This is a genomic window from Streptacidiphilus monticola (assembly GCF_042658505.1).
GTDB classification, from domain to species: Bacteria; Actinomycetota; Actinomycetes; order Streptomycetales; family Streptomycetaceae; genus Streptacidiphilus; species Streptacidiphilus monticola.
The window spans coordinates 36399-58943 of the sequence record NZ_JBHSQJ010000122.1; the positions used below are offsets into that span (position 1 = coordinate 36399).

Annotated in this window: 20 protein-coding genes; 7 read left to right on the forward strand and 13 right to left on the reverse strand. The window is 71.0% G+C overall.

Translation table 11 applies throughout. The features are described from left to right. Positions 1–120: 120 nt before the first annotated feature. Genes ACFP3V_RS25180 through ACFP3V_RS25195 form a run of 4 tightly spaced genes read right to left on the reverse strand, consistent with a single transcriptional unit; the run spans position 121 to position 3208 of the window. On the reverse strand, positions 121–732 hold the full coding sequence (locus tag ACFP3V_RS25180; RefSeq protein ID WP_380587775.1) for a catalase family protein: 612 nt from the start codon (positions 730–732) through the stop codon (positions 121–123). 51 nt (positions 733–783) lie between these two features. Continuing rightward, positions 784–1218, reverse strand: coding sequence for a catalase family protein (locus ACFP3V_RS25185; protein ID WP_380587778.1), 435 nt, complete (start codon positions 1216–1218; stop codon positions 784–786). A gap of 24 nt (positions 1219–1242) precedes the next feature. Then, positions 1243–2586, reverse strand: coding sequence for a Dyp-type peroxidase (locus ACFP3V_RS25190; RefSeq protein WP_380587781.1), 1344 nt, complete (start codon positions 2584–2586; stop codon positions 1243–1245). A 13-nt stretch (positions 2587–2599) separates the two neighbouring features. Then, on the reverse strand, positions 2600–3208 hold the full coding sequence (locus tag ACFP3V_RS25195) for a hypothetical protein (RefSeq protein ID WP_380587783.1): 609 nt from the start codon (positions 3206–3208) through the stop codon (positions 2600–2602). A 209-nt stretch (positions 3209–3417) separates the two neighbouring features. On the opposite strand from ACFP3V_RS25195, the gene ACFP3V_RS25200 reads away from it, so the two are divergent. From ACFP3V_RS25200 to ACFP3V_RS25220, 5 genes are all read left to right on the forward strand, one after another. After that, positions 3418–4590 carry a DUF4331 family protein gene (locus ACFP3V_RS25200; protein WP_380587786.1) on the forward strand — a complete coding sequence of 391 codons (1173 nt, stop codon included), beginning with the start codon at positions 3418–3420 and terminating at the stop codon, positions 4588–4590. Beyond that, a complete protein-coding gene (locus ACFP3V_RS25205) occupies positions 4587–5639 on the forward strand; it encodes a tetratricopeptide repeat protein (RefSeq protein WP_380587789.1) in 1053 nt (350 codons plus the stop codon). The genes ACFP3V_RS25200 and ACFP3V_RS25205 overlap by 4 nt, the downstream gene beginning before the upstream one ends. Before the next feature lie 31 nt (positions 5640–5670). Beyond that, on the forward strand, positions 5671–6264 hold the full coding sequence (locus ACFP3V_RS25210; protein ID WP_380587792.1) for a TetR/AcrR family transcriptional regulator: 594 nt from the start codon (positions 5671–5673) through the stop codon (positions 6262–6264). A gap of 231 nt (positions 6265–6495) precedes the next feature. Next, the gene (locus tag ACFP3V_RS25215; protein ID WP_380587795.1) at positions 6496–7245 is read left to right on the forward strand and encodes an LmeA family phospholipid-binding protein; all 750 of its coding nucleotides are present in this window, start codon (positions 6496–6498) and stop codon (positions 7243–7245) included. A 47-nt stretch (positions 7246–7292) separates the two neighbouring features. Beyond that, a complete protein-coding gene (locus ACFP3V_RS25220; RefSeq protein WP_380587798.1) occupies positions 7293–7898 on the forward strand; it encodes a TetR/AcrR family transcriptional regulator in 606 nt (201 codons plus the stop codon). A gap of 166 nt (positions 7899–8064) precedes the next feature. On the opposite strand, the gene ACFP3V_RS25225 is transcribed toward ACFP3V_RS25220, so the two are convergent. Then, entirely contained in the window at positions 8065–8703 is a 639-nt protein-coding gene (locus tag ACFP3V_RS25225; protein WP_380587801.1) for a TetR/AcrR family transcriptional regulator, read from the reverse strand. A 106-nt stretch (positions 8704–8809) separates the two neighbouring features. On the opposite strand from ACFP3V_RS25225, the gene ACFP3V_RS25230 reads away from it, so the two are divergent. Further along, entirely contained in the window at positions 8810–10414 is a 1605-nt protein-coding gene (locus ACFP3V_RS25230; RefSeq protein ID WP_380587803.1) for an MFS transporter, read from the forward strand. A 197-nt stretch (positions 10415–10611) separates the two neighbouring features. Here ACFP3V_RS25230 and ACFP3V_RS25235 read toward each other — a convergent pair whose 3' ends face one another. The 8 genes from ACFP3V_RS25235 to ACFP3V_RS25270 form a co-directional block, all read right to left on the reverse strand. Continuing rightward, positions 10612–12081 carry an arabinofuranosidase catalytic domain-containing protein gene (locus tag ACFP3V_RS25235; protein WP_380587805.1) on the reverse strand — a complete coding sequence of 490 codons (1470 nt, stop codon included), beginning with the start codon at positions 12079–12081 and terminating at the stop codon, positions 10612–10614. 226 nt (positions 12082–12307) lie between these two features. Further along, the gene (locus tag ACFP3V_RS25240; RefSeq protein ID WP_380587807.1) at positions 12308–14680 is read right to left on the reverse strand and encodes an RICIN domain-containing protein; all 2373 of its coding nucleotides are present in this window, start codon (positions 14678–14680) and stop codon (positions 12308–12310) included. A 177-nt stretch (positions 14681–14857) separates the two neighbouring features. After that, positions 14858–15193, reverse strand: coding sequence for an L-rhamnose mutarotase (locus tag ACFP3V_RS25245; protein WP_380587810.1), 336 nt, complete (start codon positions 15191–15193; stop codon positions 14858–14860). Beyond that, positions 15190–16056, reverse strand: a complete 867-nt coding sequence (locus ACFP3V_RS25250) for an amidohydrolase family protein (protein WP_380587813.1) — start codon at positions 16054–16056, stop codon at positions 15190–15192. Before ACFP3V_RS25250 ends, ACFP3V_RS25245 begins: the two co-directional genes overlap by 4 nt. After that, on the reverse strand, positions 16053–17996 hold the full coding sequence (locus ACFP3V_RS25255) for a DUF8034 domain-containing protein (RefSeq protein ID WP_380587816.1): 1944 nt from the start codon (positions 17994–17996) through the stop codon (positions 16053–16055). Before ACFP3V_RS25255 ends, ACFP3V_RS25250 begins: the two co-directional genes overlap by 4 nt. Before the next feature lie 95 nt (positions 17997–18091). After that, a complete protein-coding gene (locus ACFP3V_RS25260) occupies positions 18092–19042 on the reverse strand; it encodes a carbohydrate ABC transporter permease (RefSeq protein ID WP_380587818.1) in 951 nt (316 codons plus the stop codon). After that, on the reverse strand, positions 19032–19946 hold the full coding sequence (locus tag ACFP3V_RS25265) for a carbohydrate ABC transporter permease (protein WP_380587821.1): 915 nt from the start codon (positions 19944–19946) through the stop codon (positions 19032–19034). Before ACFP3V_RS25265 ends, ACFP3V_RS25260 begins: the two co-directional genes overlap by 11 nt. Further along, positions 19943–21265 (reverse strand): ABC transporter substrate-binding protein, encoded by a 1323-nt coding sequence (locus ACFP3V_RS25270; RefSeq protein ID WP_380587824.1) that lies wholly within the window; start codon positions 21263–21265, stop codon positions 19943–19945. Before ACFP3V_RS25270 ends, ACFP3V_RS25265 begins: the two co-directional genes overlap by 4 nt. Positions 21266–21612: 347 nt before the next feature. Between ACFP3V_RS25270 and ACFP3V_RS25275 the strand changes: the two genes are divergently transcribed. Next, complete coding sequence (locus tag ACFP3V_RS25275; RefSeq protein ID WP_380587827.1) at positions 21613–22434, forward strand: FadR/GntR family transcriptional regulator; 822 nt, start codon at positions 21613–21615, stop codon at positions 22432–22434. Positions 22435–22545: the final 111 nt, after the last annotated feature.

Consider the following 22545-nt stretch of genomic DNA (forward strand, 5'->3'; position numbering starts at 1 on the left):
CCCCTGAGGCGTATCCGTGGGAGAGCGCAGAAGCCGGAGGGCAACCCCGAGGTGATCCACGGGGTGGCCCTCCGGCTCCGGTGCGGGCAGGGGACTTGGGCGCAGGGCCCGGGCAGGGGCTCAGGCAGGCAGCTCCTTGATGTCGGACGGCTCCTGCGGCTCGACCCCGTTGAGGCGGTGGCGGAACTCGCTGGAGCTGGGGTAGGCGGCCCGCCGCGAGCGCATGATCGAGCCCAGCGGCCGGTGGGCCTCCAGCGCGTGCCACGGGCTGAAGGACAGCACGTCGTCGGCGTAGCGGCGGCGGGCGTCGCTGTACGCGTCCTGGGCGGGCAGGTGCAGGGTGGCGACGACCTGATGGGGTGACAGGTCCTCCGGCCACAGGACCGACGCGTCCTCCACGGGCATCCGCTCCTCGTCGACGCACAGTTGGGCCCGGAGGTCGTACTCGGCGCCCTCGTGGGCGAAGAAGTCGACGACGAGGTCGCGCAGGGCCGACTCGCCGGCCTTCCTGGGGACGGGCCGGCCGGTGAGGGCTTGGACGTTCGCCGAGCGGGGGGCGGCCGAGATCTTGGCCACGTACTCGCCGTAGCGGAGCGCGGCCATGGAGTGGAAGGTCTCGCCGAGGATGTGGTGGTTGGCTGCGGCCAGGGTCTCCACGGCCGGTGGGAGCGGACGTCCCACCCGGGTGAGGGCCTTGGCGGCGGCGCGGGCCGCCAGCCCGGTCAGCTGCACCTGCTGGTCGCTCTGGCGGGGTTGCTTCTCCAGCAGCCCCTGCAGCTTGGCCTATGCGGCGATGTCGCCGAACGGCAGGGTCGGGTGGTTGACCAGCAGGAAGTCCTGCGTCGTGAAGCCGTCGTCCAGCGCGCGCGGGCCGGGCGCGCCGATGACCTTGATCGCCATGCCGCGCTGGACGGCCACCTGGTCGGAGCGCAGGTCTCCCGGCGCGGAGGAGAACCTGACGATCACCGGGTACACGGCCGGCTCGGCGAACAGGCCCTGGGCGAGGGGGCCGGGAAGATCCGGCCGGACGTGCAGCTCTCCGGCGAGGACGCCGTGGCTCTTGGCGTGGGCGTCGCGCAGGCCGTGCCGGTGCTTGTCGGCGACCTGCTGGTTGGCCTTGCCCATGGCCGCGACGACCTGGCGGACCAGTTCGTCCTCGTCCGGGAAGGGGTGTTCGAGATCGGGGCGGTAGCGGACGTACGACGGGGTGGGGCTCATGGGGGCTCCCGCGGGGTGTGGGGGTCAGTGGGCGCTGCCGAGCCAGCGGATGGCGGAGAGGCTGGGCATGAAGAAGTACTCGCCGCCGAGCAGGGTGTTGAAGGACTGGATGTTCTGCACCCGCCGCGGCGGGGTGCCGGGCACGGTGAAGTAGGCGCCCTTGTCCTGGAGCGAGATCATCGGGTCCTTCTCCTTGCCCAGGCCCATGAAGTTGCCGGAGCTGACCCATTCGCTCTGCAGGAACTCGACGTTGTCGATGGCCCGGGCGCCGAGGGCGATGAAGTCCAGGCCGCGCGCCTGGCCGTCGTCCTTGAGGCGGTCCGGGGGCAGCGGGGTGCCGTAGGAGGTGCCGCGCCGGATGATCCGGCGGATGTTGACGTCGGTGAGGACCGTCAGCTTCGTGTCGCGCGGGTTCATCCGGCGGATGTGCGAACCCAGCGGTGTGCGCAGTCCGCGCGGGTCGGCGGAGTAGTCGAAGTCGTTGATCCGGCGGGGGTCTTCCCCGATCGCCGGGTTGTCGCGGTCCGGGGCCAGGGCCAGGGGTGCGCCGCTGCGCCAGCGGCCCACCAACTTGGCGGCCAGCAGCTCGCGTTCGGCCTCGGTGGAGGCGTTGTCGTGCAGCCACTTGTTGAAGGCGGCGACGTGGGAGTGGTACTTGCGGAAGACGACGTAGGTGCCGTTGCGGCCGAGGACGTCGGGAGCGGGGACGGGCAGCGGGACGCCCGTCTCGCTCGGGTGGCCGAGCACGAACTCGCCGGCCTTGATCGGCCTGCCGTCGCCGGGCAGCGGCTCGGCGCCGCTGCCCTCGACGACGGGCTGGCTGAACCCGTCCCGGTAGCCGAACACGTTGAAGCCGTCGGCGGCGAAGTCCTGGTGGGACAGCAGGTTCACGCCGGAGACGGTCTTCAACTCCTGCTCGTATCCCGCGACTTCGGCCTGCCAGTCGTCCTTGTTGTCGGCGTAGACGCTGACGGCGACGTGCACGCGCGGCGTGCCGAACGGGAACTCCCAGCGCTCCGGCGCGTTCGGGCCGGTGTCCCGCAACCGCTCGGCCCGGGCGGCCATCCCGGCACGGAAGTTGGCCGGGAAGGAGGCCAAGGAGGCCTCCGGCAGGCCCAGGGCCACCAGCCCCTGGTAGCTCAGGGCGAGCGCGAGCCAGGACGGCTGCGGTTCGTCCCAGCGGGCGGCCGAGGTCACCCGGGGGGCCAGGCGGCGCAGCAGCTCCCGGCCCGCCGCCGGGTCGGTGATCTCCAGGATCGCGTGGGTGCCGAAGTAGGGCTCGGGCCTGGCCCGCAGCAGCGTGGCCTGGATGTCGTCGAGGTCCAGGGTCGGGGGCCGGCGCAGCCGCCGGAACAGCGGGGAAGGCATGGTGGGCCTGCCTTCAGTTGAGGTCGGACAGGAAGCGCTGGACGGCCACCTCCTGCCGCTTGAGCCGGTCGGCCTCGGCGACGGTGAGGTTCGGGTGGGCGACGAACCAGGCCTCCGCCGGGATCTGGTACTTGACGATGAAGTCCTTGACGTCGGGCGAGGTGATGCCGGGCCAGCCCTCGACATTGCTGAACAGGTAGTCCATGAACTCGGGGATCTTGGTGGCGAAGTCGTCGATGTAGGGGTCCCACTCGCCGTCGAAGGCGGTCGCGAACAGCAGCTTCGTGTCGTTGTCCAGGAACACGAAGCGCATGTTGTGCAGCGTGCCGACCTGGCCGGCGCCCGCCAGGTTCCCGTCCACCAGCTTGAAGAACTTGCGCAGCCGCGCGGCCCCGTTGGGCTTCAGGGGCAGGATGGTCGTCAGCTCGGAGACCTCGCCGCTCTTGGCGCCGATCCGGCCGGCCCTGGTGACGGCGTGCTCGGCCATCTCCTGCTTGTCGGCCAGCAGTTCGGCGATGCGCAGCTTGAGCGCGATCTTGGCGTCCGCCAGCGCGGAATCGACCTTCTCGCGGACGGTCTCGGGCAGCTTCTGGAACCTGGCCTGCAGGTCGATCTCACTCATGGCATTTCTCCTTGGGATTCGGGGCGCACAGCCATTTCTGACGGCTTCAGCACAACTGATTACATCATCAGCTTGCCCACAGGGTGTGTCAACGCGCAGACGTACCCGCGGCACATGAGCCATATCACTATGAGACAGATTGACTCACAGTTGACTTGTGAGGCAGCGTGTCTCACAGATCGGCCCTTCTCATCCCCCAAGGAGCCCTCATGGCGGATCACTTCTCCGGACCGCGCATCCTCTTCGACCCCGCGTCCGACATCGCCGACGTCTTCGCCTTCCCGAGCCCGGAGCGGCCCGGCCACCTGGTCCTCGTCCTCGACGTGTTCCCGGCCGCCGCGCCCACCGCGCTGTTCTCGGACGCGATCCGCTACCGCCTCCGGATCCGCCCCGTCACCAGGGCGGCCGACGCCGCCGCGTTCACCGTCGACGAGACCGAGTACGCCTTCGACTTCACCTTCGGCACCCCTGGTCGGGTCCCCGACAGCGAGGAGCCGACGCAGATCGGCACCTGCACGGCGCCCAACGGCGACCAGGTCCTCTTCCAGGTCGGCGACGAGACGCACACCGGAGCCGACGGGCTGCGGATCTTCGCCGGACCGCGGCTCGACCCGTTCTTCATCAACCTCGCCGGCGTCCTCGCCGCCGACGCCACGGAGCAGCTGGCCTTCCATCCGGGCGCGGTAAACGTCCTCGAGGGCATGAACGTCCTGAGCATCGTCGTCGAGGTCGACATCGAGACGGTGTTCGGTCCGGGCTGGGGCCCGCTGCTCGGCATCGTCGGCGAGACCGTCACCTCCGGCGGCCGCCCCGTCCGCCTGGAACGCATGGGCCGCCCCGAGATCAAGAACGTCATCCTGGCGAGCAGGAAGTTCGACCCGGTCAACAGCGATCTGGAAATCCGCGACCTCTACAACGAGGAGGACGCCTTCGCCCTGCGACCGGACTACGCGGGGGCCTACCGGGCACGGTTCGACGCCAACCTGGCCTTCTTCGACCGCCTCGACGACGCGACGGTCTGGCCGTTGGACGACCGCGGCGCGCACCCGCTCACGGACTTGCTCCTGGCCGACTTCCTCGTCGTCGACACCTCCAAGCCGTTCAGCGAGGAGAGCTGCTGGGAGATCGAGACCGCCATGCTCGCCGGACGCGAGCACAGGACCTGCGGCGGCCGCGCGCCCAACGACGACATCGTGGACACCCTCTACACCCTCCTGGTGCACGGCGTCGACGGAGCCCGCATCAGCGACGGTGTCGACCGGGCGACCCTTCCGGCCACGCACCGGTTCCCCTACCTGGCCGAGCCCAACCTGAATCCGCCCGACCTGATGACCGTGCTCGCCGCCCTGACGGCGCCGGTGCCGGAGGAGGAGACGGCATGACCGTCCACGCGGTCCGCATCGCACATGAGCCGGTCACCACGGACGGCAGCATCGCCCTGCTGAACCTGTCGGCCCAGATCGACAGCATCGCAGCCCGGGCACGCACTGCCGTTTCCCCCACGCCCTTCGCCGTCGCCCGGCAGGCGGCCCTGGTCGACCTTCTCGTCCTGCGCGGACACCTCATGGGCTGGATCGCCGACTACGAGCGGGCCGCACAGCTCGCCGAACGACTGGCGCGTCACGCCCCCGAGGACGGCAACGCCCTGCTCGCCCGGGCCCGCGCACGCGCGACCCTGCACCGGTTCGCGGACGCCATGGCCGACCTCGACGCCGCCGGCCGCGCCGGTGCGGTACAGGCCGACCTGGACGCCGAGCGGGCCGCGATCCTGCAGGCCGTCGGCTGCCACTCGGAGGCCCGCGTGCTGCTGCGGAAGTCAGCCCCACGCCGCTCCGACTTCGCCGCCGTCGCAGCCTCGGCCGTCCTTCTCGCCGAGCAGGGTCGCACTGCCCACGCGGAGCACGAGTTCGACCGGGCCCGGCGTCTGCATCGCGGGGTGTCCCCCTTCCCGCTGGCCCAACTCGACTTCCGCCGTGGCCTGTTGTGGCTGCGCGAGGGCGATCTGCCCGCTGCCCGGACGTGGTTCGAAGCAGCCCGGCGCCGCCTCCCCGGCTACGCGCCCGCGACCGGCCACCTCGCCGAGGTCGACCTCCTGCTGGGGGACGCCCAGGCGGCGATCGACCGCCTGCGCCCACTGGCCGAGACGAGCGACGATCCCGAGTACGCCGCACAGCTGGTGTGCGCGCTGCGGGCCGCCGGCCGCGACCAGGAGGCACGGCCCTGGCGGGACCAGGCCGCACGGCGCTACGACGAGCTGGTGCTGCACCACCCGGAGGCGTACGCCGACCACGCCGCAGACTTCTGGCTCACCGCCGGAGGGGACGCCGAGCGCGGGCTGCACCTGGCGCTGCAGACCCTCGTCATGCGGCAGACCAACCGCTCGTACAGCCTGGTCCAGCGCGCCCACACGATCAGCGCGGCTAGCATCTGAGCCAGACTGTCTCACAGAAGAGGTGTGCCGCATGCCGGAGGAGCGAGCCGATCCGCGACAGGTGCGCAGCCGCGAGGCCATGGTCGGCGCCGCCACCGGACTCCTCGCGGAGGGCGGCCTCGAAGCGGTCACGCACCAGGCGGTGGCCGCCCGCGCCGGCGTCGGCCGCGCCACGGTCTACCGCCATTGGCCGGACCTGCTCGCCCTCCGCCTCGCCGCGCTCGAGGCCGGCATGCCCCCGTTGGAGCCGGCGCCGGAGGAGCTTCGGTCCGAGGCCGGCGTCGAGCCGCGTGCCGAACTGGTCCACTACCTGCGCCAGCTCGGCACCCGACTCGACGACGCCCAGGCAGGCGCCGTCCTGGCCGCCGTCCTGGGCGCGGCCCAGTACGACGAGGGCATGCAGCACCTGCGGCAGACACTGCTGGTCCAGATCGTCGACTCGCTGCGCCCGGCCGTCGCCGCAGCTGTCGAGCGCGGCCAGCTCCGCCCCGGCGTCACGGCCGAGGACATCGCCATGTCGACCGTCGGCCCGCTCGTCTACCAGCGCTTCCTCGTCGGCTCCCGACTGGGCCACGAAACGGTGGACGCCATCGCGGACGCGGCACTGCGAGCTTGGGCGCCGTAACCGTTCGGCGCAGTTCGCCTCACCCGGCCCCCTTTCACCCGGCCCCCTTCTCCCGGCCCGCCTCCTGGCGGCGAGGAGCTGACGTGTGCCGGTTGTTCCGGGCTTCGGGATGCCCTCAGCTCATACTTGCACTTTGGCATGCAAGTATCTAGCCTCCATGGTGGCTGCCCCGTCGCCCCCGGGCCTTCGCCGCCCCCGGGCGTGCGCCAACTCCCTTGAAAGGAAACGCAGATGAAGCTGCGTCAAATATCTGCCTCCGACGGCTCACGCCGGGCGCGCCTCCCCCTCGTGCTGTCCGGCGCGCTGCTGGCGTCCGCCCTGACCGTCCTCGGCGGCGACCGGCTGGTGGCCGCCTGGGCGGAGCACCGCGCCGCCCAGGCGTTCCAGCAGGCCACCGGGGCCGCCTCCGCCCCCGGCGTCCGCATCAGCGGGTTCCCGGTCACCGGCCAGGTCCTCGCCGGGCACCTGCACCGGGTGGACATCCACGCCGGGCACATCCCCGCCGCGGGCGACCACCCGGTCCCCCTCACCCGTCTCGACCTGAGCATGACCGACGTGCGCGCCTACGCGAACGCTCACACCGCCCGTGCGAGCACGGTCACCGGCACCGCCCTGCTCTCCTACGCGGACCTCTCCGACGCCCTGGGCGTCGGCATCAGCGCCGACACCGCACCCGGCCGGATCACCGCCCGCACGCTGATCCCCCTCCTCGGCGACGTCTCCGCCTCGGCCAGGCCCACCGTGGCCGGGCCGACCAGCATCGCGTTCCGCGACGTACGGCTGGACGCGCACCTTCCCGCCGCCGCCTACGACGCCGTCGTCCAGGCCCTGCAGCAGCCCGTCACGCTCCAGGACCTCCCGGCCGGCATGACATTGGCGGACATCCGCGTGGACGCGCGAGGCGTGCGCGGCGACGTGACCGGACAGGACGTCACCTTCGCCCCCGACCAGGCCGCGAACACGTCTTCCCGGAGCGTGTGATTCGGCGGCCCGGGCCCGCCGTGATCGCACAGCGAGGGAGCAGACCGATGAACACGACCACCGCCAAGCCGCCGGTCCCCCGGCGCGGCCGCCTGTCCGCGGACCGGGAGCGGGAGATCCTGGAGGCGGCCCTGGCCCTGGTCGCCGAGCGAGGGTACGCGCGCGTGACGATGCAGGACATCGCGACCGCCAGCCGGTCCTCGACCGCCACCCTGTACCGCCGGTGGAGCAACAAGGCCCATCTGGTCGCCGCCGCCCTGGAACGCGAGCGTCCGCTCGCCCCGCCGGAGGTGGACACCGGCACCCTGCGCAGCGACCTCGAGGTGCTGTGCCACCACATCCGGCAGTCACTCCACGGAATGGCGGCCGGCATCGGCACCCTCACCCACCAGGCCCTGGCCGAACCGGAGTTGGGCCAGGCCGTGCACCGGTCCCTCGTCGAGTCCGCGACCAGGTCCCTGCGGACCGTCCTCGCGCGCTACGTGCGGTCCGGCGTCATCGCGGCCGACAACCCCTCGCTCGACCTCGTCGACGGCATCCTGCTGGGCTCCGCCCTGACCGAGCAACTGCGCCTGCACCGCGACCCGGAGCTGTGCCGCCGGATCGTCCAGCACGTCCTGCTGCCGCTGCTGACACCCCAACAGAACCCGTGACGGGACACCGCCGCCTTCCCTGAACGAAACTCCCCTGTCCGCAGGACACTTCGTCGCCTCGTTTCGCGAAGGCCCTGGACGCGCTCCGGTACTCGGCGAGTTGGGCGGCCAGGCGCGAGCCGCGGCCGCCCTCGTGGCAGGTACGCGCACGGCGCATCCGCGCCGCCTACCCGGCTCGGCCCGCACTGTCGAGCACGGCTCGGACCAGATCGTGAGCCTTCGAGCGGGAGACCCCGGAGGCGATCAGGAGGGCGACGGCTACTGCTTCGCCCGAGGGGCTGGTCCAGTCCGGGCTGTCCTGCTCCTCGACAAGGGCCAGGGTCAGCGCTTCCAGCGCCCGGGACAGCACCGGGGCGGGGAGGACGTCGGCGAACACGCCGTCCTGCTGGCCGCGGCGGATGTTGGCGGTCGCCTCGGCGCGGGCCGGTTCGAGTGCGGCGCGGACGCCCTCCTCGCCGATGTCCCGGCGCGCGAGCGAGATCAGCATGCGGTAGCGGTCACCGACCGTCCACATCGCCAGGGTCATCCGGACCATGGCGGTCGCGGCGTCGTCCCCGGGGCGGCGGGCGGCGTCCACGGCCTCCTCGATCGACTGCGTCGCCTCCTCGGCGAGAGCCGCGATCAGGGCCTGCCGGTTCGGGAAATGGCCGAAGAGCGTGCGCCGGGCGACGCCGGCGGCCCGGGCCAGCTCGTCGAAGGTGGCGTCCGGGTTGCGTCCGAACTCCTCGCGGGCGGTGGCGAGGATCCGGGCCCGGTTGGAGCGGGCGTGGCTGCGCTGGGGGGCGGGCAGCTGGCTGGCGGTCATGGATGCGGCTCCCTGTCTCGCGGACGCACCCATACTTGCACGATCGCGTGCAGGTTTCTATTGTTGCACTCGTAAATGCAAGTTTCTCTGGCGGAGGTCTGCTGCCATGCCCCTGATCGCCTCGGTCCCGGTGGACCGGATGAAGACCCCTTATCCGCGCAGGTGGTGGGCGCTGCTGGTGCTCTGCCTCAGCCTCCTGATCGTCGTCATGGCGAACACCTCGCTGATCGTGGCCGCACCCGACATGACCCGGGACCTGTCGCTGAGCAGCGCGGATCTGCAGTGGGTCGTCGACGGCTACACGGTCCCCTACGCGGCGCTGATGCTGATCCTCGGCGCGGTCGGCGACAAGTACAGCCGCCGCGGCGCACTCATCGCAGGCCTGCTGGTCTTCGCCGGCGGGTCGGTGATGGGCAGCCTGGTGCACAGCGCCCACGCGGTGATAGCCGCGCGCGCCGTCATGGGCGTCGGCGCCGCGATCGTCATGCCGGCGACGCTGTCCCTGCTGGTGGCCTCCTTCCCGCGGGCCGAGCGCGCACGGGCGATCGTCGCCTGGTCCGCGACCTCGGGCCTGGGCATCGCCATGGGTCCGCTGCTGGCCGGCGTGCTGCTCAAGGACCACGCGTGGGGCTCCACCTTCCTGATCAACGTGCCCATCGCCGCGGTGGCCGTCCTCGCCTCGCTGGTGCTGGTGCCGCCGTCCCGCGCCGAGGGCATGGGCCGTCTCGACCTGGTGGGCGGACTGCTGTCCGTGGTCACCGTCGGCGCGCTCGTCTACGCCATCATCGAGGGCCCGCACTTCGGCTGGCACACCGCCGCGATCACGGCCGCGGCGATCGGCGCGGCCGGCATGGTCGCCTTCGTGGCCTGGGAACTGCGCCACCCCTCCCCGATCCTGAATGTCCGTAAGTTCCGCGACCGTGCCTTCAGCGGCTCCGTGCTGGCCGTCCTGCTCTTCTTCCTCGGCGCCTTCGGCACCGTCTACTACGCCACCCAGCACCTGCAGTTCGTCCTCGGCTACGACGCCCTCGCCACCGGCGTCCGGCTGCTGCCGCTGGCCGGCGGCACCTTCCTCGGCGCCGCGCTCACGGGCCTGTTGACGCCGAGGCTGGGCATGAAGCCCGTCGTGATCACCGGCATGGCCATCGGCACGGGGGCCATCCTGCTGCTGTCCCGTCTCGGCGACGGCTCCACCTACTCGGCCTTCGTGCCCACCCTGGCCCTGCTGGGCTTGGCCATCGGTCTCAGCACCTCGCCGTGCACCGACCTGATCATGGGCTCCTTCCCCGAGGCCGAACTCGGCGTCGGCGGCGGCATCAACGACACGGCCGTGGAGTTCGGCGGCTCGCTCGGCATCGCGGTCCTGGGCTCGATCCTGGCCACCAGCTACAAGACCAAGGTGGGGTCGGCCCTGGCCGGCCACCTGCCCACGCAGGCCCTCGACACCGCCAAGGACTCCGTCGGCGGCGCCCAGGCCGTGGCCGAGCAGGTCGCCCACAACCCCGCAGGCGGCGCCCAGCAGGCCCAGGCCCTGGTCGCGGCGGCCGACCACGCCTTCACCCACGCGGTCGCCCACACCAGCCTGATCGGCGGCATCGTCCTGGCCGTCGGAACCGTCCTCGTCGCCTTCATCCTCCCCAACCGCCGCCCGAACGCGGTCGCCGAGTCGCTGGACTCCGAGCCCGAGCCCGCCACCGCTTCGACGCGCTGATCCTCTGCGGCCCCAGGGGGCCACAGAGTTGACGCGACGCGAGACCGCGCCGTCGCCCTCACGGAAGAGCTCAGCGACAGCGCGGTCGGCAGCCACCTCCAGCTGATGGCGGATCAGCTCGACAAGGTGCGGTCCATCGCGATCCGGGGTGCCCTCGTCGGCCTTGCCGACGAGGGCACCCGCTGGTCAGGGGCGCGTCATTTGAGCGTCCACTGCTGGTTGCTGCCGCCGTTGCAGGTCCACAGTTCGACGGGGGCGCCATCGGCGGTGGAGGCTCCCGTGACATCCAGGCAGAGACCGGACTGGACGCCGGTCACGGTGCCGTCGGCGTTCAGGTTCCACTGCTGGTTGGCCTGCCCGTTGCAGGTCCAGGTGATCACCTTGGTGCCCGCGCTGGTGCCCCGTCCGCTGGCGTCCAGGCACAGGGTGGTCCCCGAGTCCGTGACGGTCAGCTGACCGGCGGCGGTGTGCGTCCAACTCTGGTTGGACTGGCCGGTGCAGGAGCGAATGTCCAGCTGCACCCCGGGCGTGGTCGAACTGTTCGGCACGTCCAGGCACTTGCCTGCGCCCGCGGCGTGCAGGGCTCCGGTGCCGCTGCCGGCCGTGCTGGTGGCGTAGCCGGCCGCGGTGATGTTGGCCTGGACGGCGTCCTCGGTGCTGTCGGAGGGGTAGCCGGAGGTCATGACGCCCTCGTAGAAGGTGCCGGCGGACCACTTGCTGTTGTCGCCGCCGATGCCGAGGATGATCGCGCCCTGCTTGCGCATCGGGTTGTAGCCGGTGTCGCTGGGGCGCACGCCGCTGTAGCCGGTGGTCAGGCCACCGGACTGGGCGTTGCCGGCGCGGATCGCCCACTGGTTCGGTCCGCCCTTGACGATGGCGGTCACGAACCGGTCGTTGACGGTGGGGTCGCCCGCGTTGTAGCCGCGGCCGGCCCCGGAGAAGAGGCCGTTCTCCAGGTCGGCCATCACCCAGGGGCCGTTGCCGCTGCCGTAGCCCCAGGTCTTGCTGTTGCCGAAGTAGATGGCCTCCATGGTGCCGTTGCCGTCGGCGGTGTTGTCGGTCTCGGCGTTGCCGTAGTCGAAGCAGCAGCCGTTGTTGAAGTGGGTGCCGTCGAAGATCGCGTACAAGCCCTCGGGCTGGTCCCCGGTGGCGATGCCGCTGGTGTGGTCGTCGCGGTAGCCGGTGCCGGGTGCGATGAAGACGCCGTACGCCTTGTGGCCGCCCACGGTGACGGGTGCGGCGGTGGCGTCGGCGAGGTTGTCCGGCCCGCCGGAGCGGCTGCCCGCAGGGGCCTGGGTGAGGTCGTTGCCCTTGCCGGACTGGTCGTAGATCACGGTGATCACGCACGACGTGCCGGCGCAGAACGTGTCCTGCGCGGCGGCGTCGGCGTAGCCGCCGGCGCTGAGTACCCCGATGTTGGCGGTGGCGCCGTCCGACGCGCGCTTCACCTGGTAGAGCGGACCGTTGTACGAGCCGTACAGCGCCCGGGTGGTGGAGTGGGCCGCGACGCACGGCGTGCCGCCGGCGGCGTAGAGGTCGCACGGGCCCTGGGCGGCCGCCTGCGAGGTGGTGGCCGTGGCGGTGAGCACGCCGGCGGCGAGCGCGGCGGTCGTGCCCGCGGCGAGGAGGGCGCGCCTGACGCGGCGAAAGACGGATCGGCTGAGCAAGGCGAACTCCTGACAGGGTGGAGGGTGGTGGGCCTCGCCGGGCCCGACGTCCGACAGAACGGGCCGCGCCTGGGAGCCGCCCGTCCGGTGGGTGGTGCGGGACGGTGCGGAGCCGGGCTGTGCGGGGCGGGCCCAGGCCGGCAGGATCCTGCCGGCGCGGTGGAGCGCGGATGTGGCCGATGGCCGGTGCCGTCGGCCACACCCGCGGCTCACTGTCGGCTGACGCTCAGCCCAGGTTCCACTGCTGGTTCGGCTGGTTGTTGCAGGTCCAGAGCTGGACCTTGGTGCCGTTGGCGGTGCCGGCGCCGCTTACGTCGAGGCAGAGGCCGGACTGCACTCCGGTGATGGTGCCGTCCGGGTTGAGCTTCCATTGCTGGTTGGTCCCGCCGGTGCAGGTCCAGATGACGACCGGGGTGCCGGCGGTGGTGCCCTGTCCGGAGGCGTCCAGGCACATCTGGCTGCCGCCGCTGAACAGGGTGATCTGGTTGGCCGAGTTGTGCGTCCAGGTCTGGTTGGTCTGGCCGGAGCCGCAGTCCCAGATCTGCTGCTGCGTTCCCGGCGTGGTGCTCCAGTTGTTGTCGTCCAGGCACTTGTTCGCGCCGACGGCGTGGATCACGGCGGTGCCGTTGCCGCCGTTGGTGGTGACTCCGGCCTGGGCGATGACCTCCTGGGCGCCTGCGGGCCAGTTCGTGCCGCTCACCTGGACGTTGCCGCTCAGCACGTTGTTGTGCGGGGATCCCGTCGCGACGTTGGTGGCGCCGCTGTTGTACCAGTTGTTCGCGAAGGTGCTGTCGTCGGTGTTGTTGTTGGCGTTGGCGTTGGTGAAGGCCCACACGCCGTTGTCCTGCAGGACGTTGTTCTGCAGCGTGAGGTAGCGCGAGCCCTCGTCGAGGTAGAGCCCGACGGTGTTGGCGTTGTCGTAGACGTAGTTGTCGGCGACGAAGCCGCCGGGGTTGGCGGACAGGTTGTAGATGCTGCCGCCGTCGTGGAAGACCTTCTTCGTGCCGTGCACCTTGTTGTAGGTGACGATGGTGTTCTTGAGCGTGGTCGGCGTGGTGTAGGTCGGCTGGTAGTTGTAGGTGCCGCGGTTGACGTAGTCCTGGCTGCCGCCCGGGTCGTTGATGCCCCAGCCCCAGCCGACGTCGATGCCGTCGTAGGCGAGGTTGGAGACCTCGTTGTGCGTGATCACGGCGTGCGTGACGTAGGTGGACAGGATGCCGGGCATGTCCTTGTAGTCCTGCGCGACGCCGGTCACCGTGTTGTTGCTGATGGTGATGTTCTGGTTGGTCATGGCGGCGTTGGAGGGGTGGTGTGCGTCGGGCTGGACGCCGCCCACGACGATGCCGCTGCCGGAGTCGTTGGTGAAGGTGTCGCCGTTGACGGTGATGTTCGAGGCGCCGAGACCGGTGCCGGAGGCGACGGCGTCGTTGTCCTGGCCGATGCCCAGGCCGACCTGACCGAGGTCGGTGAAGGTGTCGCCGCTGAAGCTGATCCCGCTCGCGGCGGAGACCTGGACGGCCGCGGGGGCCTCGCCCCAGCTGTTGCGGGTGGACTCGAAGGCAGGGCAGCCGGTGTTGCAGGCCGTCAGGAAGTTCGAGGGCTCCTTGGAGTAGCTCTGGTTGAGGAAGGTGCCGGTCTGCTGGTCGGCGTAGCCGATGTTGCTGCTGGGCGCCAGCCAGGTGGTGTGCTCGAAGGTGATGCCCTGGAAGGCGAGGTTGTGCGCGGGGCTGCTGTAGCTGCCGCTGATGTCCAGGAGCGAGGTGGTCTGCGGCAGTTCGACGTCGTGGGCGCTGGGGTTCCAGCCGGACGGCGCCTTGTAGTAGAGCTGTCCGGCGCTCGGGTCGAGGTACCACTGCCCGGCCGAGTTCAGGAAGGAGTAGGAGTTCTCCAGCTTGAGCGTCCCTCCGGCGAAGGGGCTCTCCATGGTGTCGTAGCCCCAGCCGTTGTTCTTCCAGGCCGGCTCCTGCATCGTGACGTTGGTGCCGCTGATGCTCTGCACCGGCGTGAAGCGGTCGGTGAAGGAGTTCTGGGCCTCCAGCTCGATCCGGTTCTGCTGCGGCAGGTTGGCGATCCAGTTGAGGCCGGAGTTCTGGATCGTCAGACCCGTGCTGGTGAAGGCGACGTCGCTGCGGGCGATGGAGAGCGAGGCGCGCGGTGCGAGGGCGCCGTCGACGAAGAGCTGACGCGAGTCGACGCCGGTGGGCACCGAGGCGGCGTAGATGTTGTTGGTCGAGTCGTGCAGGGTCCAGCCCGTGACCTGACGGCCGCCGGAGATCACCGGGGTCTGCCCGGGCGCGGCCTGCCAGTACACGGTGTGCCCGTTGCTGCCGGAGTCGGCGGTGCCGAGGCTGAGCGGCGCGGTCAGCCGGTAGGTCCCGCCGGCGAGCTGGACGACGATGTCGCCGCTCATGTTGCCGTCGATGGCCTCGACGTTCGCCTTGGCCTGGGTGAGTGAGCAGGGTGCGGCCGCGCTGCACGCCGTCCCGCCTCCGGTGGGGGAGGCGTAGACGGTGGTGGACACGGCGGCACGGGCCGTTGTGGGGACGGCGAGAGCCGCGGCGAACGTGATGACGGCCGTCGCCGCGATCCTTGCGGGCATGCGCGGGCGTCCCCGTCCTGGGAGCTGCGATGTCACTTTCTGTTGCCCTTTCGCTCGAGGTCTTCCTCTGGTGGCGGTGCGGGCGGTGCAGGGTGGTGCACCGCCGGCCGCGCGCGGTCGCGGCACGGCCGGCGGGGGCCGGGTGGGTGGGGTGCGCCGGGTGTCCCGGCGGTCAGGTCAGGACTGCGGCTCGCCGAGGTGCCAGATCTCCGGCAGGTCCGTCCAGCGGCTGCCTTCGGGGGCGTCCGGCCAGGGGTCCTGGCAGGGGTCGGTGAAGGTCCACCAGCGCTGCGTCTCCGGGTCGGCCTTGACGGTGGCGAGGTCGGCCTCGAAGTCGTCGCCGTGGTACTCGTAGTAGGCGAACAGGGTGTCGCCGTGCAGGAAGATGCTGTAGTTGCGGATCTGCGCGGCGTGCAGGGCGGCCTCCACGGCCGGCCAGACGGCGCGGTGCAGGGCCAGGTACTCCTCCCGGCGTTCGGGAACCAGGCGGGTGGTCTGGGCGATGCGCTTCATGGGGCTTCCTTCGGGGACGGGGCCGGTCGGTAGACGCGTTCCGCGGTGCCACGCAGCACCGCGTCGGTGGCGGCGGGCGGGTGCTCGGCGAGCGCCTCCCGGACCAGGTCGAGCCAGCTGCGGTAGTCGGTGGCGAGTTGCAGCAGCGGCCAGTCGCTGCCGAAGAGGCAGCGGTCGGGGCCGAACACCTCCAGTGCCTCGCGCAGCAGCCCGAGGCCGAACCCGGCCGGTGCGTGCGGTCCCAACTCCGTTGCCAGGCCGGAGAGTTTGCAGATCACGTTCGGCTGTTGCGCGACCTGGCGCAGGTCCTTCGACCATTGGTCCGTTGCCTCCGGCTGGGGCTTGCCGAGGTGGTCGAGGACGATCACGGTGTCCGGGCACGCGGCTGCCAGCCTTGCCAGTTCCGGGAGTTGATGCCGGCGCACGCAGGCGTCGAAGGGCAGGCCGGCCTCGCCGAGCAGCTGGAGGCCCGAGCGGAACCCGACGCCCTCGGTGAAGCCGGGGGCCTCGTCCTGGAGGTTGCGGCGCACCCCGACCACGAAGGGGTCGGCGGCGTACCGCCGGATCGCGTCCAGGGCCTCGGCAGGACGCTCGAGCGGGACGTGGGCGACGGCCCCGCGGATCCACGGGTGGTGTTCGGCCTGCGCGCGCACCCACGCGAGCTCGTCCTCGGCGTGCCGGTCCTCCCGCCCGGCCTCCATGAAGATCACCTCGACGGCCGCCGGGCGGACCTTCGCGAACTCCTCGGCGGTGAACGGGTGTTGGAGTGCGGGGAGCTCTGCCAGCCAGGGGTAGCTCAGCCTGCGCGGGTCCCAGAGATGGACGTGGCAGTCGAGGACCGCAGGGCCGGCGTCGGTGCTCACCGGACGTCCCCGTCGGCAGCCGCGTCGGCCGGGGCGTCGAAGGGGGTGCGGTAGGAGGCGGGCCGGGTGCGCAGGGCGAGTTCGAGGGTGAGCCGGATCCGGGTCGAGTGGGGCAGGTGCACGCGCAGCCAGGGCCCGTCCACCGCGTGGGCCTCGGAGGTCACCTCGACCGGCTCGGTGTGACCGTAGTCATAGAGGTCGCCGATCCAGGCGTCGTCGCGGCTGCGGGTGTGGCGGACGCTGCGGATGTCGTGCTCGGCGAACGCACCGGCCTGGACGATCACGGTGCGGTCCTCGGTCGGGTGCAGGTTCACCAGCTCCACCACCGTGGCCTGCGGGTCGATGCTGGAGACCAGTGCCGCGACGGAGGGCGGCAGGCCGGGGCGGCGGGAGTCGGCGTCGCAGTAGCGCACCCGCGCCTGCTGGAGCCCGCCGCCGTAGAGCACCTGCGGGCCGCCCCAGGTCAGCTGCACCAGCGCCTCGGTCACGACCGGGTTGGACAGCTGCCACAGGTGGATGTCGGCCTCCTCGACCTCCAGGCCGCGGTAGCGCTCCATCCGGCGCAGCCGGTGCCGCACCTGGGCCTGAGCGGTGGCGAGGATGCGCTCGGGGTAGTCCGGGTCGTCACCGGACAGGAAAGCGAACCAGGCCTCCTCGTGGTGCGCCTCCTCCTTGCTGCGGAAGGGCACCAGCGTGCGCCAGTCGATCCCGCTGGCCTCGCGCAACTGCTCGATCCGGGCGCGGTCGGCTGCGTCGGCGGTGTGGTGCCACAGCGCGACGGGCACCGGCAGCGTCATCGGGTTGTAGTCGAACCAGCCCTCGTCGCCGCGCCGGAAGGGGACGTGGAAGGTGGGTGTGTGCACGTTCTCGCGCAGCTGGGCTGTCCACTTGGAGCGCAGGCTGGAGTCGGCCTCGGTGAACGGCATCACCTTTCCGTGGGCGAACATCTCGTCCATGGCGGGCCGCACCAGGTCCAGGTAGGAGTCGTCGCCGGTCGCCTCGGCGGCGGCGAGTGCCGCGACCGCGGCCGCGTGGCCGACGCTGTGCCAGCCGTGCGGCCAGGACCAGCCGTAGTGGCCGCCGTAGGGGCGGCCTTCGTGCAGTCCGCCGACGGTGCCGTCCGGGGCGACGTTGTCCGGGAGCACGCCGCCGGCGGCCTCGGCGCGCTCGCGCCAGGCGCCGACGTACTCCGCGATCCAGTCCCGGTAGCGCTCGTCGCCGGACAGGATCAGGGCGTTCAGCACGAGCCCGGCGGCGGCGAGGTTGACCGCGGTGTCGCCCTGGCCCATGCGGCGGCGCATCTCCTCGCCCAGGCGCGGGTCGGCGTCCAGCGGCGGCTTCTCGCCGTCGGCGAGGATCCAGTTGAGCGGGAAGCCGTACATCTCGGCTTCCTTGGGCAGCCAGGGGTAGTACTCCCCGTCGGACAGGCCGGTGCGCTCAGGGTCGCTGCCGTTGTGCGGGCGGGTGATGATGCGGTGCTCGGGGTCGTAGTTGCCGTGCGCCGGGTCCACGTACAGCTCGGCGAAGCGCAGCGCGCGCTCCTTCCACCGCTCCGGGGCGGCCATGCACAGGAAGTAGAGCAGCAGCAGGCTCTCGCCCTGGTGGAACCAGTCGTAGCCGCGCTCGTACTCGTCCTTGAGCATGCCCAGCTCGGTGAGCTGGCGGGTCACGCCCTCCCAGTGCCGCTCCGACTGGGCCAGCAGGTCGTCGGCGCCGCCGAGCAGGTACAGCTGCGGCCAGTTGAAGAAGGTCTCGTAGAAGTCGTCCACGCCGTCACGTGTGGTCAGCCGGCCTTCGTAGTTCAGACGTCCGTCCGGACCGGTGAAGTCGCGGGCGAATTGCCGCCAGACCTGGTCGAGCAGGTCGAACAGCTGACGCTGCGCGATGGCCCAGCCGGGCGGTTCGAGCAGCGGCACCGAGGCTGTGAGGTCGGGGTCCATGGGACGGTTCTCCGTTTCGGGCAGTGCGGGGCCCACGCCCGGCGCAGCTGCGGGCGGGCGTGGTGACGCGGTGGCTGGTGTCGTGGTGGAGGCGGTCAGTCCTTGGTCGCGCCGGCGAGCATGCCTGCGACCAGGAAGCGCTGCGAGAAGAGGAACACCACGAGCACGGGGGTGATCGCGAGCAGGGTGGCGAGGGCGAGCTCCGGCCGCTCGACGGAGAGCGTGCCCACCGTCGGGTTGAACTGCGGCACGGAGTCGAGCAGGGTGCCGAGGCCCACCTGGACGGGGAACTGGTCGTCCTGCGGCAGCAGCACGTACGGCAGGAAGTAGTTGGTCCAGTTGGCGACGAAGCTGAAGAAGCCCACCAGCGCGACCACGGGCATGGCCAGTGGCAGGGCGACCCGGCGGAAGGTGCCGAACTCCGAGCAGCCGTCGAGCCGGGCCGCCTCCAGCAGGGACCGGGGGATGGCGGTGCTGAAGTAGATGTAGGCCAGGTAGACCCCGAAGGGGTAGAACGAGTACGGCAGGATGACCGACCACATCGAGCCGATCAGGTGCAGGGCGTTCATCTCCAGGAACAGCGGCACCACCAGCGTCGCGCTCGGCATCAGCATGACCACGAGCGTCGCCACCAGCAGTGCGTGCCGGCCCGGGAACTCGGTCAGCGCGAGCGCGTAGCCTGCGGGGATGACCACCACGAGGGTGATCAGCAGCGCCAGGAAGGTGTAGAGGGCGGAGTTGCGCAGCCACAGCATGATCGCGTCGCTCTGGTAGCCCGTCAGCGCGTCCCAGTTGGCCCGCAGGGCGTGCCAGGAGCCGAAGGAGAGCGGGTTGGCGTGCACGAGCTGGTCGTCGGTCTTCGTCGCGGCCAGCAGCAGCCAGATCACCGGCAGCACGAAGAAGACCGTGAACAGCAGCAGCACCAGGGCGGGCAGCGGGTTCTTCAGGCCGCGACGTGCGCGCCGGGTCGGCCCGCGGGGGGCCTTGACCGGTGCCGCGGCGGGCGCGGAGGCGGGCGGGGCGGGGCTGCGGAAGTCAGTCGGCATCGAAGAACCCCGATCGGGCGACGAACACGGCGGCGGCGACCAGTCCGAGCAGGAGCAGTTCGACCGAGACGGCGGCGGCGGTGTTGACGTTGTTGTTCTGGAAGGCGAAGTCGTAGGAGAGCTGGTTGAGCGAGTAGTCCCGCCCGGCCACTCCGTTGCTCGCCTGCGACAGCAGCTCCGGCTCGACGAACAGCTGCGTACCGCCCGCGAAGGCGAGGATGCACATGTAGACGATCCACTTGCGCAGCATGGGGATCTGGATCCGCCGGGCGATCTGCCAGGGACCGGCGCCGTCGATCCGCGCGGCCTCCAGGATGTCCGGGGAGATGTTGTTGAGCGCCCCGTACATCACTAGGATCCAGCCGCCCGCGCCGGTCCAGAAGGCGATCAGCGTGAACAGGATCGGCAGCCCGCCGGGGGCGACCACCTGGTCGAAGGTGGTCAGGCCCAGCGCCTTGAGCAGGAAGGCGACCGGACTGACCGTCGGGTCCAGGACGAACAGCCACACCATGACGCTCGCCGCCCCGGCCAGCGCGCCGGGGATGTAGAAGAGGAAGCGCAGGGTCTTGCTGACACCCCGGGACGCCAGCCGGTGCAGCAGCAGGGCCAGGCCCACGACGAAGACGACGAGGGAGGCGAGCCACAGGACCAGGTAGAGCGCCACGTGCCCGACGGCCGGCAGGAAGCGGAAGTCGGCAGCCGCGTCGGTGAAGTTGGCGAACCCGGCGAAGGTGTCGCCGGCGGTACTGAAGGCGAAGTAGATCGCGTAGACGGTCGGGACGACCCCGAAGGCGATCAGCAGCGCCACGTAGAGGGCGACGAAACCGTGTCCGGCCCGGCCGGGCCAGAGCGTGCGCCGTGTGGCGCGCTCCGACCCGGCCTGGTTGCGTGCGGAGATGCTCACTGGCTGACCTTGTATCCGTCGGACTGGGCGTAGTTCGCGATCGCGGTCTGCCAGGTCGGCAGCAGCGAGGCGATGCTCTTGCCCGCCGTCATGCCCGGGGTGACCTTGGCCGCCCAGATCGCCTCCTGGCTGAACTGGGGGTAGCCCCAGCCGGACCAGATCTGGTTGGCGGCGGCCTGGAGGGTCTGGGTGATGTCGCTGGCGTAGTAGCCGGAGCTGATCTGGCCCGACATCCAGGTCATGGCCGCGGCGGAGTAGGCCGGGTAGCCGGGGGCGAGCTTGCCCTGGTAGTCGTTGGAGGTCGTCACCCAGGTCAGGAACGCGGTCGCGGCCTTGAGGTTCTTGCTGTGGGAGGACAGCAGCCAGGTGCCGCCGCCGACATTGCCGACGGACGGGGTGTCGTCGCCGGCCCACTGCGGCATCGGCGCGACCGCGATCTGGCCCTTGGGGGTCTTGAAGCCGCCCTGGAAGAGGGCGCCGCCGAACCAGGACGGGCCGGGCATCATCAGGACCTTGCTCGCCAGGTTCTTGTTGAAGTCCGTGCTGAACACGCTGCTGGTGGCCATGGCCTTGGCCTTGATCAGGGTGTCCAGGAGCGAGGCCATCTTGGTGCAGCCGGGGCCGGAGGTGTTCACCGTGACCGCCTTGGGGCCGGTGACCTGGTTGGCGCCGCACTTGCTCGCCCACATGTAGATCTCCGGGGTGAAGGTGTCACCGGCGGAGCCGACCAGGTAGCCGGGGTGCTCGGTGGCGACCTTCAGGCCGAGCGCCTGGTACTGCTCCCAGGTGGTCGGGACCTGGTAGCCCCACTGCTTCATCAGCTTCGCGTTGTACCAGAGGACGGTCTGCGACAGGTCGTTGCGCAGGCAGTAGAGGGTGCCGTTGACAGTGCACGGCGCGTTGGCGCCGGTCGCCCAGCCGTCCAGGGTGGACTGCGGGATCAGGCCCTTGTTCAGCGGAGCGGTGAAGCCGGCCTGGACGGCCCAGCTGGTCTCGTTGTTCTGGGTGCTGAAGACCACGTCCGGCCAGCCGCTGCCGGTGCGGTTGAACAGGCTCACCTTGGTCTGCAGGTAGTTCGAGCCGTTGGCGTCGCCGTCGTAGGTGACGATCTTCATCTTCACCTGGGGGTTCTGCTGCTGGTACAGCTTCGCGGCGGCCAGCCGGGTGGCGTCCACCCACACGGTGATGGGGCCGTCGCCCTGTGCCGCGGGCTTGAAGCTGGCGGCCCCGCCTGCGGTCCCGGTGGTGCCACCGCCGCAGGCGGTGAGGGCGCCGAGCGTAAGAGCGGTGACCGCGGTGGCAAGGGTGATGCGTCTCATGGGGACTCCACTGCGTTGTGGGTGTGCACGTCTCCGACTGGAATGGCGGGCCGTGGCAGACAGAATGTGTATGACTTAATGTGCGCCCGCTGCTGCTGCCGCGGGGGCGGCTCCGACCGACCGCAGGCCAGCAGGTCACCGTGATGTGACATCAGACCCGGTGAGCCAGCCGTGCGTCAAGAGGATGAGCATGCCTATTTCCAGAACATTGCGGCCACATGTCCTCAGCTCGTGGCATCTGGCGAGGTCAAAGCCCATCACAGTCCCCCCTTGCTGAAATGAGTCTGACTTAATAGAGTCAGCCGCAGGCGGAGAGTACGCTCTTCCCCGGCGAAGGGAATCCGGTCATGCTGAACGTGGCCCAGACAGAGGAGGAGCATTCGGTGGACGGCGCGCCCGCACAGACGGCATCGGACCCGCGATCCGGGGAGACGGTGGCGAACGGCGCTCCCTACCGGCCCGGCTACGAGCTCGTCTCGGAGCAGATCCTCAAGCTCATCGCCGAGCGGCAACTGCGGCCCGGCGACCGGATGCCCACCGAGAACGAGCTGGCCGCGTCGCTCGGCACCAGCCGCACGGTCGTGCGCGAGGCGGTGAAGATCCTCTCGGCGATCGGCCGGGTCCGCGCCCAGAAGGGACGCGGGCTCTACGTCGCCGACGACGAGGGCATGCTCGGCGCCTCGCGCTGGGGCGGGTTTTTCATGCCCACGGACCTCGACCAGATCTACATGCTCTTCGAGTTCCGCCGGATCCAGGAGACCGCCGCCAGCCGGCTCGCCGCGACCCGGGCGACCCCGGCGCAGCTGAAGGCGATCAAGGACGGCATGGACCTGTGCCGCGAGGGCCACGAGACCGGCCGGAACCCGCTCTTCGAGCAGGGCGACGACGCCTTCCACCTCGGTATCGCCGAGGCCTCGCACAACCCCTTCCTGGTGGCCTCCGTCCGCGAGGCCCGGCGGCTGCAACGTCAGGCCAACACCATCGGCATGCACGGAGCCATCGGCGACCACGCCAGGGACGCGGTCGCGGAGCACGCCGCCATCTACGGCGCGATCCGGGACGGCGACGCGGAGGCCGCCGCCGAGGCGACCAGCGTGCACCTGGACAAGACCCTCGAGGAGTACCGGCGCGAGATCCAGCGCCGCGTCTTCGGCGCGGGCCAGCCGTAGGGCACGTCGCCGGCCGCCTTCACACCCGCACACCCGCACACCCGCACACCCGATCCGGGCGGCAGCCCGAGCACCAGTGAGGCCGCTCAGCCGTGCCCTGCGCACGGCGCC